The sequence below is a fragment of the Enterobacter sp. MEB024 genome (assembly GCF_030209635.1).
GTDB lineage: Bacteria > Pseudomonadota > Gammaproteobacteria > Enterobacterales > Enterobacteriaceae > Enterobacter > Enterobacter ludwigii.
In genome coordinates this window covers 26145-42510 of sequence record NZ_JARVRQ010000015.1, presented here as the reverse complement: position 1 = coordinate 42510, position 16366 = coordinate 26145, and the positions used below count along the sequence as shown (strand labels likewise).

Annotated in this window: 17 protein-coding genes and 1 riboswitch; of the genes, 6 read left to right on the top strand and 11 right to left on the bottom strand. The window is 57.0% G+C overall.

What is annotated here, in order from left to right:
* Window positions 1–62: 62 nt before the first annotated feature.
* Genes QRN24_RS19995 through QRN24_RS19985 form a run of 3 tightly spaced genes read left to right on the top strand, consistent with a single transcriptional unit; the run spans window position 63 to window position 3024 of the window.
* Entirely contained in the window at window positions 63–824 is a 762-nt protein-coding gene (locus QRN24_RS19995; protein WP_284942984.1) for an endonuclease/exonuclease/phosphatase family protein, read from the top strand.
* Complete coding sequence (clsB, locus tag QRN24_RS19990) at window positions 821–2062, top strand: cardiolipin synthase ClsB (protein ID WP_014169228.1); 1242 nt, start codon at window positions 821–823, stop codon at window positions 2060–2062. Before QRN24_RS19995 ends, clsB begins: the two co-directional genes overlap by 4 nt.
* Window positions 2062–3024: a lysylphosphatidylglycerol synthase domain-containing protein gene (locus tag QRN24_RS19985; protein ID WP_020884928.1), complete on the top strand. Its 963-nt coding sequence runs from the start codon at window positions 2062–2064 to the stop codon at window positions 3022–3024. Before clsB ends, QRN24_RS19985 begins: the two co-directional genes overlap by 1 nt.
* Before the next feature lie 58 nt (window positions 3025–3082).
* On the opposite strand, the gene QRN24_RS19980 is transcribed toward QRN24_RS19985, so the two are convergent.
* The 6 genes from QRN24_RS19980 to moaA form a co-directional block, all read right to left on the bottom strand.
* Window positions 3083–3790, bottom strand: coding sequence for a Bax inhibitor-1/YccA family protein (locus tag QRN24_RS19980; protein ID WP_014169226.1), 708 nt, complete (start codon window positions 3788–3790; stop codon window positions 3083–3085).
* 58 nt (window positions 3791–3848) lie between these two features.
* Window positions 3849–4301, bottom strand: coding sequence for a molybdopterin synthase catalytic subunit MoaE (gene moaE / locus QRN24_RS19975; RefSeq protein ID WP_014169225.1), 453 nt, complete (start codon window positions 4299–4301; stop codon window positions 3849–3851).
* Between the two features lies 1 nt (window position 4302).
* Window positions 4303–4548: a molybdopterin synthase sulfur carrier subunit gene (gene moaD / locus QRN24_RS19970; protein ID WP_284942983.1), complete on the bottom strand. Its 246-nt coding sequence runs from the start codon at window positions 4546–4548 to the stop codon at window positions 4303–4305.
* On the bottom strand, window positions 4541–5026 hold the full coding sequence (gene moaC / locus QRN24_RS19965; protein WP_079231253.1) for a cyclic pyranopterin monophosphate synthase MoaC: 486 nt from the start codon (window positions 5024–5026) through the stop codon (window positions 4541–4543). The genes moaD and moaC overlap by 8 nt, the downstream gene beginning before the upstream one ends.
* A 3-nt stretch (window positions 5027–5029) precedes the next feature.
* Window positions 5030–5542, bottom strand: a complete 513-nt coding sequence (moaB, locus tag QRN24_RS19960; protein WP_020884931.1) for a molybdenum cofactor biosynthesis protein B — start codon at window positions 5540–5542, stop codon at window positions 5030–5032.
* A 24-nt stretch (window positions 5543–5566) separates the two neighbouring features.
* Window positions 5567–6556: a GTP 3',8-cyclase MoaA gene (gene moaA, locus QRN24_RS19955; RefSeq protein ID WP_032681391.1), complete on the bottom strand. Its 990-nt coding sequence runs from the start codon at window positions 6554–6556 to the stop codon at window positions 5567–5569.
* Window positions 6544–6678: riboswitch (molybdenum cofactor riboswitch) on the bottom strand. It overlaps the preceding gene by 13 nt.
* Window positions 6679–6904: 226 nt before the next feature.
* On the opposite strand from moaA, the gene yvcK reads away from it, so the two are divergent.
* Window positions 6905–7813 carry a uridine diphosphate-N-acetylglucosamine-binding protein YvcK gene (gene yvcK, locus QRN24_RS19950; RefSeq protein ID WP_020884933.1) on the top strand — a complete coding sequence of 303 codons (909 nt, stop codon included), beginning with the start codon at window positions 6905–6907 and terminating at the stop codon, window positions 7811–7813.
* Window positions 7814–7898: 85 nt separating this feature from the next.
* Here the strand turns inward: yvcK and uvrB are convergent, their stop codons facing one another.
* Window positions 7899–9914, bottom strand: coding sequence for an excinuclease ABC subunit UvrB (uvrB, locus tag QRN24_RS19945; RefSeq protein ID WP_020884934.1), 2016 nt, complete (start codon window positions 9912–9914; stop codon window positions 7899–7901).
* Window positions 9915–10666: 752 nt separating this feature from the next.
* Between uvrB and QRN24_RS19940 the strand changes: the two genes are divergently transcribed.
* The gene (locus QRN24_RS19940) at window positions 10667–11389 is read left to right on the top strand and encodes an ABC transporter ATP-binding protein (RefSeq protein ID WP_014169219.1); all 723 of its coding nucleotides are present in this window, start codon (window positions 10667–10669) and stop codon (window positions 11387–11389) included.
* Here the strand turns inward: QRN24_RS19940 and bioD are convergent.
* From bioD to bioB, 4 genes are read right to left on the bottom strand one after another with little or no spacing between them, the layout of a single operon-like run.
* Window positions 11352–12053, bottom strand: a complete 702-nt coding sequence (bioD, locus tag QRN24_RS19935; RefSeq protein ID WP_032670604.1) for a dethiobiotin synthase — start codon at window positions 12051–12053, stop codon at window positions 11352–11354. The genes QRN24_RS19940 and bioD overlap by 38 nt on opposite strands.
* Window positions 12046–12801 (bottom strand): malonyl-ACP O-methyltransferase BioC, encoded by a 756-nt coding sequence (gene bioC / locus QRN24_RS19930; protein ID WP_047357125.1) that lies wholly within the window; start codon window positions 12799–12801, stop codon window positions 12046–12048. Before bioC ends, bioD begins: the two co-directional genes overlap by 8 nt.
* Window positions 12785–13942, bottom strand: coding sequence for an 8-amino-7-oxononanoate synthase (gene bioF, locus QRN24_RS19925; RefSeq protein WP_149376161.1), 1158 nt, complete (start codon window positions 13940–13942; stop codon window positions 12785–12787). The genes bioC and bioF overlap by 17 nt, the downstream gene beginning before the upstream one ends.
* A complete protein-coding gene (bioB, locus tag QRN24_RS19920; RefSeq protein WP_014169215.1) occupies window positions 13939–14979 on the bottom strand; it encodes a biotin synthase BioB in 1041 nt (346 codons plus the stop codon). The genes bioF and bioB overlap by 4 nt, the downstream gene beginning before the upstream one ends.
* Before the next feature lie 86 nt (window positions 14980–15065).
* Between bioB and bioA the strand changes: the two genes are divergently transcribed.
* Complete coding sequence (gene bioA / locus QRN24_RS19915; protein WP_040016968.1) at window positions 15066–16355, top strand: adenosylmethionine--8-amino-7-oxononanoate transaminase; 1290 nt, start codon at window positions 15066–15068, stop codon at window positions 16353–16355.
* Window positions 16356–16366 lie beyond the last annotated feature (11 nt).

Genomic DNA, 16366 nt, shown 5'->3' with positions numbered 1-16366 from the left:
CATCTTTTTGTGACGCCTACTACACTTTATTTTCATCGGGATAGTCACACTGGAAGGAACGTATGACCAAAAAAATGCAGCATTTCTCGCTTAAAGTGCTGACGATAAACATTCATAAAGGCTTCACAGCATTTAACCGCCGCTTCATTTTACCGGAGCTGCGCGACGCGGTACGCACCGTCAGCGCGGACATTGTCTGCCTTCAGGAAGTCATGGGCGCGCACGAAGTGCATCCGCTTCACTTTGAAAACTGGCCGGACACCCCGCACTACGAATTCCTGGCCGACACCATGTGGAGTGATTACGCCTACGGGCGCAACGCGGTGTACCCGGAAGGGCATCACGGTAATGCGGTGCTGTCACGTTTTCCCATCGAACATTACGAGAACCGCGACGTCTCTGTGGGTGAAAGTGAAAAACGCGGGCTACTTTACTGCCGTATCGCCCCGCCGGACCTGGCGTTCCCGGTGCACGTGGGTTGTGTTCATCTGGGCCTGCGCGAAGCCCATCGCCAGGCACAGCTAAAAATGCTGGCCGAATGGACCAATGCCCTGCCCGAAGGTGAACCCGTGGTCGTGGCCGGTGATTTCAACGACTGGCGGCAGCGGGCTAACCATCCGTTGAAGGTTGATGCGGGGCTTGAGGAGATTTTCACCCGTGCAAACGGCAGGCCTGCACGCACCTTTCCGGTACGGTTCCCGTTTTTGCGACTCGACAGAATCTACGTAAAAAACGCCCATGCCAGCAGCCCGACCGCACTGGCGTTACTTAAGTGGCGACATCTTTCCGACCATGCGCCGCTCAGCGCGGAGATCCACTTATGAAATGTTCATGGCAGGAAGGCAACCGGATCACGCTGCTGGTCAACGGGGATGAATATTACCCCGCGGTGTTTGACGCGATTGACCACGCAAAGCAGAAAGTGATCCTTGAGACGTTTATCTGGTTCGAAGACGACGTCGGTAAGCAGTTGCACAGCGTGCTGCTGCGTGCTGCCCTGCGTGGCGTCAAAATCGAAGTGCTGCTGGATGGCTATGGCTCACCGGACCTCAGTGATGCGTTCGTCAATGAGCTCACCTCAGCAGGCGTCGTGTTCCGTTATTACGATCCTGGCCCTCGCCTTTTCGGCATGCGTACCAATCTTTTCCGCCGGATGCACCGCAAAATTGTGGTGGTGGATGAGACGGTAGCGTTTGTTGGCGGCATTAACTACTCCGCTGAACATATGTCCGATTACGGCCCGGAAGCCAAGCAGGATTACGCGATTCGCATTGAAGGACCGGTGGTGCAGGATATCCTGCTCTTTGAGCTGGAAAACCTGCCCGGTAAAGAGGCTGCCCGGCGCTGGTGGCAGCGCCGCCATCATCGTCCGGAAGAGAACCGTCACCCCGGTGAAGCGCAGGCGCTGTTTGTCTGGCGGGATAACGGTGAGCACCGGGACGACATTGAGCGGCATTACCTGAAGATGCTGGCGAATGCGAAGCGCGAAGTGATTATCGCCAACGCCTACTTTTTCCCGGGCTATCGCCTGTTGCATGCCATGCGCAATGCGGCCCGACGCGGCGTGCGCGTGAAGCTCATTGTTCAGGGCGAGCCGGACATGCAGATTGTCAAAATCGGTGCCCGGCTGCTGTACAACTATCTGGTGAAAGGTGGCGTACAAATTTACGAATATCGCCGCCGGCCGCTGCACGGCAAAGTAGCCCTGATGGACGATCACTGGGCCACCGTGGGCTCCAGCAATCTCGACCCGCTGAGTTTGTCACTGAACCTTGAAGCTAACCTGATCATCCACGATCGCCAGTTCAACCAGACTCTCAGGGATAACCTGCAGGCGTTGATCGTGAACGACTGCGTGCGCGTGGACGAATCCATGGTGCCCAAACGCACCTGGTGGAATCTGGGCATTAGCGTGGTGGTGTTCCACTTTCTGCGTCATTTCCCGGCGATGGTGGGCTGGCTGCCGGCGCACACGCCAAAACTTGCGCTGGTGGATCCGCCTGTCCAGCCCGAAATGGAAACCCAGGACCGCGTTGAAGCGGAAGATGGAGGGAAAACCTGATGTCGAAATCACATCCACGCTGGCGGCTGGCTAAAAAGATCCTCACCTGGCTGTTTTTCATCGCCGTCGCGGTTCTGCTGGTGGTTTACGCCCAGAAAGTTGACTGGGAAGAGGTGTGGAAAGTTATCCGCAACTACAACCGGCTGGTGCTGCTGGGCGCGGTGGGGCTGGTGATTGTAAGCTACCTCATATACGGCTGCTATGACCTGCTGGGCCGCGCCTACTGCGGCCATAAGCTTGCGAAGCGCCAGGTCATGCTGGTGTCGTTTATCTGTTACGCCTTTAACCTGACATTGAGTACCTGGGTGGGCGGGATCGGCATGCGCTATCGCCTTTACTCGCGCCTCGGCCTGCCGGGTGGGACCATTACGCGCATTTTTTCCCTCAGCATCACCACCAACTGGCTGGGTTACATTCTGCTCGGCGGGGTGATTTTCACCATCGGCGTAGTGCAATTGCCTGCGCACTGGTACATCGATGAAACCACGCTGCGGATTTTAGGCTTTGCATTACTGCTCATCATTGCGCTCTATCTTTGGGCCTGCGCCTTTGCCAAACGCCGACACATGACCATCAAGGGGCAAAAACTGGTACTGCCTTCGTGGAAATTCGCGGTCCTGCAGATGGCCGTGTCCAGCGCCAACTGGATGGCGATGGGGGCGATTATCTGGATGCTCATTGGTGAAGATGTGAATTACTTCTTTGTGCTGGGTGTGCTGCTGGTCAGCAGCATTGCCGGTGTGATCGTGCATATTCCGGCGGGGATTGGGGTGCTGGAGGCGGTATTTATCGCCCTGCTCGCCGGAGAGCATGTTTCACAGGGTACGATTATTGCCGCCCTGCTGGCCTACCGTATGCTCTATTACTTCCTGCCGCTGGCGCTGGCAACGGTATGTTATCTGGTGCTGGAGAGTCGGGCGAAGAAACTGCGGGCGAAGAATGAGAAAGCGTTAGCGAAGTGAGGTCTGGCGAGGGAACTTACCCGGCCTGCGCAACGCAGGTCGGGTAAGGGAAATACCCTTAACGACGGTTGCCTAAAATACGCAGCAACATCAGGAACAGGTTGATAAAGTCCAGATACAGCGTCAGGGCGCCCAGAATCGCGTATTTGCGCAGGTTTGAGCTGTCGCGTACGTCAATCTGTTCGCCAATATTTTTCAGCTTCTGAGTGTCGTAGGCCGTCAAACCGACGAAGATCACCACCCCGATATAGGTCACCGCCCACATCAGCGCTTCACTCTTCAGCCACAGGTTTACCAGCGACGCCAGCACAATCCCAATCAGCCCCATAAACAGCATGCTGCCGAAACCGCTCAGGTCACGCTTCGTGGTGTAGCCGTAGAGGCTCATCGCACCAAACATCCCGCCAGCGACCACAAACGTGCTGGCGATGGAGGAATAGGTATACACGATGAAGATGCTGGAGAGCGTTAGCCCCGTCAGTGCCGAATAGAGCATAAACAGCGTGGTCGCCATTCCGGCGCTCAGCTTCTGCACCAGGCCGGAGAGAACAAAGACCAGCGCCAGTTGCGCGATGATCAGCCCAAAGAAGGTGATTTTGCTTGAGAAGATAAACATCATCAGCTCAGGCGTGTTGGCTGCATACCATGCGATAAAGGCGGTCAGCAGTAAACCGACCGTCATCCAGCCATAAACCTGAGCCATATACGTCTGCAGCCCGGTACGGGTCTGCTGTACTATTGAATCGGAACGCGGAAATCGGTCCATGATTCACTCCTGATTAAGTAGACACACACGTTAAGACTAACACATCCACGCAAACCGACTACCAACGACTGGCGGCTTCTTTGTCGCTGTCACGCGACTCAACCCACCTGTCGCCTTCCGGCGTCGCTTCACGTTTCCAGAATGGCGCTTTGGTTTTGAGGTAATCCATAATGAACTCCCCGGCTGCAAACGCGCTACTACGGTGGGCACTGGTCACGCCGACAAAAACGATTTCCTCGCCAGGCCACATTTCACCAATACGGTGGATAACCGTCACTCGCCCGAGCGGCCAGCGGCCACGCGCCTGTTCAACGATCTCCGCGAGGGATTTCTCCGTCATGCCCGGATAGTGTTCCAGCGTCAGCGCCTTTACGCTGTCGCCGAGATTATGGTTACGCACTTTGCCGGTGAAGGTGACAACCGCACCGTCTTCGTCACGCTCTGCCAGCCAGTCATATTCTGTACCCACGCTGAAACGATCATGACCTACCAGAATTCGGGTTTCAGCCATCTTAGCCTCCTGTCACCGGCGGGAAGAAGGCCACTTCATCCCCGGCCGTCAGCGGATGAGTCAGCTCCACCAGCGTCTGGTTAACCGCGGCCAGCAGCTTGCCTTCATCCAGCGCCAGCGCCCAGCGGTCGCTTTGCGCGGCAAGATGCGCACGCAGGTCGGCAACGGTGTCAAAGTGGGCATCAAGCGTCAGGCTGTCGGTGCCCACCAGCTCGCGGACCTGAGCAAAAAAGAGCACCTTAATCATGGTTGCCCACCTTAAAATCACCGGATTTACCACCGCTTTTCGCCAGCAAACGAACCGGGCCAATCACCATATCTTTCTGCACCGCTTTGCACATGTCATAGATAGTCAACGCGGCGACAGAGGCCGCCGTCAGGGCTTCCATCTCAACCCCGGTTTTCCCGGTTAAGCGGCAGAGCGACTCGATGCGCACGCGGTTGTGCTCCGGCTGCGCCTGCAGGTTAACTTCCACCTTGCTCAGCATCAGCGGGTGGCAGAGCGGAATTAAGTCCCAGGTGCGTTTCGCAGCCTGGATCCCGGCGATGCGGGCGGTGGCAAAGACGTCGCCTTTGTGATGGCTGCCGTCAATAATCATCGCCAGGGTCTCTGGCAACATGGTCACGAAGGCTTCAGCACGCGCCTCACGCACCGTTTCGGCTTTGGCGGAGACATCCACCATATGTGCTTCGCCAGCGGCGTTAATGTGGGTCAGTTGCGACATAACTTATTTCTTTAAATGGGGATGGAAATTACACGGACGGGTACGGGCATCCAGCTGCGGCGCAATGATATTTTCCCACGCGGTGCGACACGCTTTTGTCGAGCCTGGCATGGCAAAAATCAACGTGCCGTTCGCCACACCGGCCACCGCACGCGACTGCAGCGTGGAGGTGCCAATCTCTTCAAACGAGAGCATGCGGAACACTTCACCAAAGCCTTCCACTTCCCGGTCAAACAGCGGGACGAGCGCCTCGGGAGCCTGGTCGCCTGTGGTAAAACCGGTGCCACCGGTGATCAGCACCACCTGCACCTCATCGCTGGCAATCCACTGAGAGACCCGTGCACGAATGGCATAACGGTTCTCTTTCACGATCGCCTTATCAACAATACTGTGCCCGGCATCATGTGCCGCATCGCGCAGCCAGTGGCCGGAGGTGTCATCCTCTTCACCGCGGCGGTCGGAAACGGTAAGAATAGCAATGCGTGTCGGGATAAATTCCGCGCTAACCTGACTCATCTTCTGGTTCCTTCTTAAGCCTGATTACCCGCCAATGTAGGACAGGTTCTGAGTAATGCCGGTGTTGCCCTGATGCAGGAAGTGGGTCTGTTTTTTGTGCGTCAGAGCTTCAGAAATCCGCGCTTCAAGCGCGGCCTGTTGGGCGTCTTCCGCCAGCAGATCGCGAAGGTCGACACCGCCATCCCCGAACAGGCACAGATGCAGCTTACCAACGGAGGAGACGCGAAGACGGTTACAGCTGGCACAGAAGTCTTTCTCATACGGCATGATAAGCCCGATTTCCCCTTCGTAATCCGGGTGACAAAAAACCTGCGCCGGGCCGTCGCTGCGCTGACGGATCTGGTGGATCCAGCCGCGTTTCAGCAGCTCATCTCGCAACACCATCCCGGAGATGTGATGCCGACGGAACAGCTCACTGCCCTCGCCAGTTTCCATCAGCTCGATAAAACGCAACTGGATGGGGCGGGATTTGATCCACGCCAGGAAGGTATCAAGCTGGTGATGGTTGACGTCACGCATCAGCACCGTATTGACTTTGACCTTCTGGAACCCGGCACTGAACGCCGCGTCAATTCCATCCATCACCTGGCGGAATTTATCCTGGCCGGTAATGGCATGAAACTGGCGGGCATCGAGGCTGTCCACGCTGACGTTGATGGCGGTTAAGCCCGCGTCGCGCCAGGTTGCAACGTCACGGGCCATGCGGTACCCGTTGGTGGTGACCGCAATCTGACGGATACGATCGTTCTCACGCACCGCAGCAATGATATCGGGGAAATCACGACGCAGAGAGGGTTCCCCTCCGGTCAGGCGGACCTTTTCCGTGCCGAGTTCAGAGAATGCGCGCGTGACGCGGCGCACTTCGTCCACGGAGAGAAAGCCGTTATTGGTGACGCTGCCCGGTTTGTAGCCATCGGGCAGACAGTAGGTGCAACGGAAGTTGCACACATCGGTAATCGACAGACGTAAGTAAAAAAACTTACGCGCGAATGCATCAGTAAGTTGTGAAGCCATGTACACCTTTCCAGAGACGGGAGGCACAGTCATTTCTTTCTGTACCCTGGTGGCATATTCGCCACGGCCAGGACGCCATATCTTTCGACACAGGCGCCAGGGCTCGAGTGTATGTTTTCAAATTTGAAAACGTGGTTATGGCGATAGTAGCGCGGAAATCTTCCCTTCGCCATTATCACTTAACGCTATATAACCATGTACATAACGACATAATCGTGTATTTTCGCTACAGAATACCTAAAAACAGCATATTCACATTGATATACGTCATTTTGCGCCGGGTGAGGCATCGTCTTTTAGGGGTAGTTAGGGTAGTGTTACGCAGATCGAACGTGATAAGGAATGTGTATGCGCAATCGCACTTTTGCGGATCTTGACCGTGTTGTCGCTCTTGGCGGAGGCCATGGTCTGGGGCGAGTGATGTCTTCTCTGTCTTCACTTGGCTCAAGGCTGACAGGGATAGTGACAACCACGGATAATGGCGGCTCCACCGGGCGTATTCGACGCGCGGAAGGGGGTATCGCCTGGGGCGATATGCGTAATTGTCTGAACCAGCTAATTACCGAGCCGAGCGTCGCTTCGGCGATGTTTGAGTACCGTTTTGGCGGTAACGGCGAACTTTCCGGCCATAACCTTGGAAATTTGATGCTTAAAGCGCTGGATCACCTGTCAGTGCGCCCGCTGGAAGCCATCAATTTGATCCGAAACCTGCTCAAGGTTGACGCGTTCCTGATCCCAATGTCCGAACAACCGGTCGATTTAATGGCGATCGATGCGGAAGGGCACGAGGTTTATGGCGAAGTAAACATCGACCAGCTTACCGTGCCGCCAAAAGAGCTGATGACCTACCCAAGCGTGCCCGCCACGCGTGAAGCCATTGAGGCCATCGGCGAAGCGGATTTGATTTTGATTGGGCCGGGCAGTTTTTACACCAGTCTGATGCCCATTTTACTGGTCAAAGAGCTGGCACAGGCCCTGCGCAGAACGCCCGCCCCCATGGTTTACATCGGCAATTTAGGCCGTGAGCTGAGCCCGGCGGCGGCCAGCCTGTCGCTGGCGGACAAACTGAATTTGATGGAGCAGTACGTCGGGAAGAAAATCATCGATGGCGTGGTGGTCGGCCCGAAAGTTGATGTATCAGGAATTGGCGATCGCGTGGTGGTGCAGGAGCCGCTGGAAGCGAGCGATATCAAATATCGCCACGACCGTCACCTGCTGCGTGAAGCGCTGGAGAAGGCGATTCAGGACCTGGGATAGAGATTAGCCTTCACCCGACCACTCTCCCACGGGAGAGTGCAACCACTAAAAAAATGACAGCCTGCGGCTGTCATTTTGCTTTTACCTAGGAGGCGGCGATAAACAGATCGCGCAGCTGATGCAGCTGGTCGCGGATTTGCGCGGCCTCTTCGAATTCGAGGTTCTGCGCATGCTGCATCATCTGCCCTTCCAGTTCGTGGATTTTCTGCTGCAGCGCTTTTGGCGTCAGCTCGACGGTATCCGGCTCAACCACTGAACGCGCTTTCCCGCGCCCTTTCGCTTTGGTCTTCGCAATGTTCTGACCCAGCGCCAGAATATCCACCACTTTCTTGTTCAGGCCCTGCGGCGTAATGCCGTGCTCTTCGTTGTAACGCTGCTGTTTCTCACGACGACGCTCCGTTTCGCCAATTGCTTTCGCCATTGACGGGGTAATTTTGTCACCGTAAAGGATCGCTTTACCGTTAACGTTACGCGCGGCACGGCCAATGGTCTGGATCAGGGAGCGTTCAGAACGCAGGAAGCCTTCTTTGTCGGCATCCAGAATCGCCACCAGCGAGACTTCTGGCATATCCAGGCCTTCTCGCAGCAGGTTGATACCCACCAGCACGTCAAACTCGCCCAGACGCAGGTCGCGGATGATCTCCATACGCTCGACGGTATCGATATCCGAGTGGAGGTAACGCACCCGCTCACCGTGCTCCTCAAGATACTCGGTGAGATCTTCCGCCATGCGCTTGGTCAACGTCGTTACCAGCACGCGCTCGTTGATGGCCGCGCGGATACGGATTTCTGACAGCAGATCGTCAACCTGAGTGGCGACCGGACGCACCTCGATAATCGGATCCAGCAGCCCGGTCGGACGCACCACCTGGTCAACCACCTCATCGCCCGATTTTTCAAGCTCGTAGTTGCCCGGCGTAGCCGAGACGTAGATGGTTTGCGGTGCCAGCGCCTCAAATTCTTCAAACTTCATGGGACGGTTATCCAGCGCCGATGGCAGACGGAAACCATACTCCACCAGCGTCTCTTTACGCGCCCGGTCACCGCGATACATCCCGCCAATTTGCGGGATAGTCACGTGAGATTCGTCGATCACCAGCAGACCGTCTGCCGGCAGATAGTCAAACAGCGTCGGCGGTGGCTCGCCCGGACCACGCCCGGAGAGGAAACGTGAGTAGTTTTCGATACCGGAGCAGTAGCCCAGCTCGTTCATCATCTCCAGGTCAAACTGGGTGCGCTGGCTCAGGCGTTGCTCTTCCAGCAGCTTATTATTCGCCAGAAGCACCTTACGGCGGTCTGCCAGTTCAACTTTGATCTCTTCCATCGCCTGCACGATACGCTCGCGTGGCGTCACGTAGTGCGTTTTCGGGTAGATGGTATAGCGCTGAACAACCGACTCGACGTGGCCGGTCAGCGGGTCAAACAGCGACAGGCGTTCAACTTCTTCGTCAAACAGCTCAACGCGCAGGGCGATATCGTCCGACTCTGCCGGGAAGATATCAATCACCTCGCCGCGCACGCGGAAGGTACCGCGCTGGAACGCCTGATCGTTACGGGTGTACTGCAGCTCTGTCAGACGGCGTAAAATAGCGCGCTGATCGATGATCATCCCCTGGGTCAGGTGCAGCATCATCTTGAGATAGAGATCCGGATCGCCCAGACCGTAGATAGCCGACACTGACGCCACCACCACCACATCGCGACGCTCAAGGAGCGCCTTCGTCGCCGACAGACGCATCTGCTCAATGTGTTCGTTCACCGAGGCATCTTTCTCAATGAAGGTGTCAGAGCTCGGGACATACGCTTCAGGCTGGTAGTAATCGTAGTAGGAGACAAAATATTCCACGGCGTTATCCGGGAAGAACTCTTTCATCTCACCGTAAAGCTGAGCGGCCAGGGTTTTGTTTGGGGCCAGCACCATCGTGGGGCGCTGCAGATCGGCGATAACGTTGGCAATGGTAAACGTTTTGCCCGAACCGGTTACCCCCAGCAGCGTCTGGTGCGCCAGCCCATCTTCCAGCCCCTCTTCGAGACGTCGGATCGCCTCAGGCTGATCGCCGGAAGGACGGAATGCAGAATTCAATTTGAACGGTTTACTCATGGGCGACAACCTGATGACGTTATAAGCGGCAGGTGAGTAATTTTACTCGTTGCTGCCAGGAATGCCAGTAAAAAACACTGGATGAAAAACCAGTAGCATGTCAGGATATTTAGAGTACCGGCAGGGTGATTAGCGCGATAGCGGTCAAAATTTGGACCGTGACAACATAAAACACCAGTCAGGACGGGTTATCCCCAGAACTTTTTCTTTTTTAACATTTGTCAAGCCAGGTAATGATAGTTTTATGGCAACAGGTGACACTTTCATTACGGCAATTGCTTTTATCTAACCAATTAAATATTAAGCGATATTTTCTAAAGCCGCGTTTCGCGCCAATTTGGTCGTAACCCGCGTCTTCTCTCGCTTATCGCGTGTTTTCTAACTCTAATGCACATGGTTATCCACAGGAATAGTGGATAACTGCTTCCAGCCCGTGCAGACCGCCGCTCAGCAAATTCCCGACTTTTCCCACGAAACGGCAGCAAAAATTTTTTATAGCTATTTTTTGCTGATAAACAGTTGTGTCATTCATAACCAACCGATGCGATCTTGCTCACATTTCCACCATTTTAACCCTGCACCACAACTCATCACGTCCGGCACCGCGGATGTGCAAAGGGGGGTAATCACACACCGCTTATCCCGGATAAATTCCTAAAAAAGTCTCTTTTTTAATCAATTTAGGGTTTCTGGCAGGAGTTTTGCACATCCCACAATGAGCCTCATCCACACAGATTTTTAAGGAGAGAAAGATGTTGAGTCTGCGTGCAGTTAACCAGTTTTACGGAAGCCAACATACGCTATGGAACGTGGATTTAGATTTTCCCAAAGGCATGTGTACAGGCGTTGTTGGCCTGCCGGGGATGGGCAAAACGACCCTGATGAATTGCATCGCCGGGAAAGTGCCTGTCGACAGCGGCACCATCATCTGGCACGAAGCCGGTGCACCGCCGCGAGATTTGCTTAGCCAGACGCCAGAACCCTTCGCTGGCCCGGGAATAGGCTATGTCCCGCAGGACAGGCGGATTTTCTCCCAGTTAACCATTGATGAAAATCTGCATATCGCCATGCGGGCGACAGGGAAACCAGACCCTGAAGCGAAAAGTGACGTTTACGACCTCTTTCCGGAACTCTATGCGCTGCGACAAACCCGGGCCAACACGCTTTCGCCAGACGACCAGTATCAGCTGGCGCTGGCCAATGCACTGGTCATCCGTCCGCGGATGCTGATTCTGGATGAACCGATGCATGGCGCGGGCCACAGCTTCGCCCAGAAGCTGAGCCAGCTGCTGGTGCGGTTAAACCGGGAACTGGGAATGACGGTGTTGTTAGCTGAGCAGCAGCTGTCGTTTATCCGCCGGGTCGCGGAGCGCTTTTGCATGCTGTATCGCGGGCGTAACGTGGCCCAGGGCCACGTTAACGAGCTGGACGACGAGCTTATCGCCCACTGGATGTCGCTGGAGGCAAGACGCTGAGATCGAGGTAATGCCCGGTTTCAGCGCACCCGGCAGTGTCAGCCAGCCACGGGATCTCCCCAAGAAACGGCGCAGGAAGCACCCGCTTCAGCGTTGCCAGATACTCCTGATGTCGCCTGCCCGGCGCAACCACGTCGTTGGCTATCCAGCCGGCCAGGCGCAGCCCGGCCTGCTGAACGGCCTGGGCAGTCAGCATCGCATGGTTGATACAGCCGAGTTTGACCCCTACCACCAGGATTACCGGCAGCTGCTCGATTTGCACCCAGTCAGCAAAGGTCTGGTCCGCCGAAAGTGGCGTAAACCAGCCACCGGCGCCCTCCACCAGCACCCAGTCAGCCTGGCGTTCAAGGGCGCGTAACCCGGCAGAAAGCACGGCAAAATCAATCGGGCGACCTTCATCGGCGCTGATAATATGCGGCGAGGTGGGCTCGGCAAAGGTATACGGATTCACCGCTGAATAGGCAAGTTCAAGCGTGCTGTTACGCTGGAGCGCCAGCGCGTCGGTATTGCGTAACCCGTGCGCCGTCATCTCGCTGCCGGAGGCGACAGGCTTGTATCCGGCGGTGGTTTTTCCCTGCATGCGCGCCGCCTGCAGCAGCGCTGAGCTGGCAACCGTCTTGCCCACTTCGGTATCTGTTCCGGTGACAAAATAACGTTCAGTCACGTTCAATAATCCCATGAAAAAGTTGATATGAGAGCGGGAACTGCCCCCGCTGCTGCGGCCACGCCAGCTCCAGACGCTGCAACTGGCCGCGGGTAAGAGGTTTCTTTTCACGCCCCGCATGCAGATGGGTCGCGCCAATGCCCTTCAGGGAGCGCATGGCGCTGAAGGCATCGTCGAAATTCAGCGTAATGGTCTGCTCAGCACAGCGATAGCGCCACCCCGCCAGCGCGTGGATGACCTGCTCGTGCGGCAAAAAACGGTTAGCGTGAGGTTGTTCATCCACCGCTTTCCACGCCTGATTGAGCTCCGGTAAAGAGCTTTCCAGCAGCGTGGTGAAGGCCACGCATCCGCCCGGGCGCGCCACGCGATAAAGCTCGTTTAATGCCTGCGGGAGACTACTGCACCACTGTACCGCCAGATGGCTCCAGACCAGATCAAACCGCGCATCCGGCAGCGGAATGGACTCAATATCGGCAACCAGATAGTGGTGCGCGGCCTGCTGCTGACGGGCCTCCTCGAGCATATCGGGCGACAGATCGATAGCCGTCACCTCGCTGCCGGCCGCACGCCAGTGTCGGCTATTGGCACCCGGCCCACACCCGGCGTCCAGCACCTGAGAGAACCGGGTCTCGTTGAGTAAAGCAAGCAGACCCTGCGCGCTCTGACGCTGGAGTTCATCGTGCTGCGAATAGCTGCGCGCGGCCCGGCCAAATGCCGCCGCGATCGCCTGTTTATTCACGGGTGTCATGCAGCGCCTCCAGAAGTGCCTCGATATCCTCTGCTTCGTGCGCCGCCGTGAGCGTCAGACGCAGCCGGGCAGTGCCTGGCGGTACGGTTGGTGGACGAATAGCCGTCACCCATATCCCCCGCTCGCGAAGCGTCTGCGCCAGCGTGAGAGCCAGACCGTTTTCCCCCACCATCACCGGCTGGATTGCGCTCTGCGAATCGGTGCTCTGGAACGGGAGATGGCGTAACCCCTGGCGAAAACGCCGAATATGTTCCGCCAGACGCGCCCGTCGTTCCGCACCTTCAGCGCTGCGGATCACCGCCAGTGATGCAGACAGCGCCACGGCCTGTGCGGGCGGCATACTGGTGCTGTAAATGAGATGACGGGCGAACTGCAGCAGATAGTCGGCGACAGACTCGCTGCACAACACGGCCGCCCCGCTCACGCCAAAACCTTTCCCGAAAGTCACCACCAGCAGTTCCGGCTTCACGTTTTGCTGATGGACGCTACCGCGCCCTTCCTCACCCATCACGCCAATACCATGGGCATCATCAACCAGCAGCCAGGCGTTTTGTCGCTGCGCCGTCTCATGCAGCGGACGCAGCGGTGCGCTGTCGCCGTCCATGCTGAACACCCCTTCTGTGACCACCAGCTGCTGTCCGGTGCAGGGCTTATCGAGCAGGCCAGCAAGCTGAGCCGCATCGTTATGGGCAAAGCGGCGGAGCTGCGCAGGGCTTAAACTTGCCGCTTCCAGCAGCGAGGCGTGACTTAAGCGGTCGGCAACAATGCGGTCGTCCTTGCCCATTAGCGCAGCGATGACCGCCTGGTTGGCGGCAAAACCTGAAATGAACAGCAACGCACGCGGATACCCCAGCCAGTCGGCAAGGGCCTCCTCCAGCGCCTGATGCGCCGTGGTGTAGCCGCTGACATGCCCCGAACCGCCGCTGCCGACGCCAAACCGCTCCGCCCCCTGTTGCCAGGCGCGGACGATTGCCGGGTGCTGGCTCAGCCCGAGATAATCATTGCTGGAGAAATTGCAAAACTGCCGGCCCTCGCGGGTGAGAAAACGGCCTGCGCCGTTTTCTACCACGTTGCGAACGCGAAAGGCATCTGCCGCCCGCCGTTCTTCGAGCGCGGAATGGATACGTGCCTGCCAGGTCATACGGTTGCCGCGTTGTAGAACTGGTCAGTATCGGCGTTGAAAATCTGCTGCTCCAGCTGCTGCTGTTGCTCGTTATCCCCCGTCAGGACGTCGGTCTGATGCGGGTTCAGCCCCAGCTTGCGGAACAACTGGACGTCTTTGTCCTCTTCCGGGTTCGGGGTGGTCAGCAGTTTGCAGCCGTAGAAGATGGAGTTGGCCCCGGCCATAAAGCACATCGCCTGCGTCTGCTCGCTCATCTGCTCACGACCCGCCGAGAGGCGCACGTAGGAGGTCGGCATCATGATACGCGCGACCGCAATGGTGCGGATAAAATCAAATGCATCCACGTCTTCGTTATCCGCCAGTGGCGTACCTTTAACTTTCACCAGCATGTTGATCGGCACGCTTTCCGGCGGCGTGGGCAGGTTCGCCAGCTGCAGCAGAAGACCCGCACGGTCTTTCACCGTTTCACCCAGTCCCACAATCCCGCCTGAACAGACTTTGATGCCGGCGTCACGCACTTTATCCAGGGTGTCGAGACGCTCCTGATAGGTCCGCGTGGTGATGATATTGCCGTAAAATTCAGGGGAGGTGTCGAGGTTGTGGTTGTAGTAATCCAGCCCCGCTGCGGAAAGGCGTTGCGCCTGCTCTTCGTTCAGCGTGCCAAGGGTCATGCAGGCTTCCAGCCCCATCTCTTTCACCCCTTTCACCATCTGCTCCAGATACGGCATGTCGCGATCGTGCGGGTTTTTCCATGCCGCGCCCATACAGAATCGGGTTGAGCCTGCATTTTTCGCCTTACGGGCGGAGTCGAGCACCTGCTCCACTTCCATCAGTCGTTCAGATTCAAGCCCGGTTTTATAGCGCGCACTTTGCGGGCAGTATTTGCAATCTTCTGGGCATGCGCCGGTCTTGATCGACAGCAGCGTACTGACCTGCACATGGCGTGGATCGAAGTGCTGACGATGCACCTGTTGGGCTTCAAACATCAGCTCAAGGAAAGGTTTATTGAATAATTCAGTAACTTGCGACATCGTCCAGCGTGCGTGGTGAGCCATGGGGCTTCTCCAAAGGGTTTTGTTAATTTTCAGATCGGTTTATACTCGTAAACCTAAAACTTTTCAAAATGGTTTACAAGTCGATTATGACCCAGGACGATCTCGCCTTCGACAAGCAGCATATCTGGCACCCTTACACTTCCACTACCCGCCCCCTACCCGTTTACCCGGTCGCCTCGGCTCACGGATGCGAACTGACCCTGAGCAGCGGTGAGTCGCTTGTGGACGGCATGTCATCCTGGTGGGCGGCTATTCACGGGTATAACCACCCGCGTCTGAATGCGGCGATGAAAGCGCAGATTGACCAGATGTCGCACGTGATGTTTGGCGGTATCACCCATCAGCCTGCGGTTGACCTGTGCCGGCGTCTGGTCGCGATGACCCCGGCCCCGCTGGAGTGCGTTTTCCTTGCAGATTCCGGTTCTGTTGCCGTGGAAGTGGCGATGAAAATGGCGCTGCAGTACTGGCACGCCAGAGGTGAGGCCCGCCAGCGGTTCCTCACCTTCCGCAACGGCTATCACGGCGACACGTTCGGCGCGATGTCGGTGTGCGATCCGGATAACTCCATGCACAGCCTGTGGAAGGGCTATCTGCCAGAGAACCTCTTTGCCCCGGCACCGCAAAGCCGTTTTGACGGGGAGTGGGATGAAATGGACATGGTCGGTTTTGCGCGGCTGATGGCTGCCCACCGCCATGAGATTGCCGCCGTTATTCTTGAGCCGGTTGTGCAGGGTGCAGGCGGGATGCGGATGTACCACCCGGCGTGGCTGACGCGCATTCGTAAGATGTGCGATCGCGAGGGCATTCTGCTGATTGCCGATGAGATCGCCACCGGCTTTGGCCGCACCGGCAAGCTGTTCGCCTGCGAGCATGCGGGGATCGCACCGGATATTCTGTGTCTGGGTAAAGCGCTGACCGGCGGCACCATGACGTTGTCCGCCACGCTGACAACGCGCCACGTTGCCGACACCATCAGCGACGGCGACGCGGGCTGCTTTATGCACGGCCCGACGTTTATGGGCAACCCGCTGGCCTGCGCGGTGGCGAGCGAAAGCCTGGCCATTCTCGAGAGCGGCGAGTGGCAAACGCAGGTCGCGACGATTGAAGCGCAGCTTCGCCAGGAGCTGAGCGCAGCGTCAGCGGCTGAATTCGTGGCGGATGTGCGCGTGCTGGGTGCCATCGGCGTGATTGAGACTACCCATCCGGTTAACATGGCGGCGCTGCAGCGTTTCTTCGTGGAACGGGGGGTGTGGGTGCGTCCTTTCGGCAAGCTTATCTATCTGATGCCACCTTATGTTATCTCGCCGGCTCAGCTACGTCAGTTAACGGCTGCGGTAGTTGACGCCGTTAACATTCCCGCACATTTTGCGATTTAACCCTGAGCGTT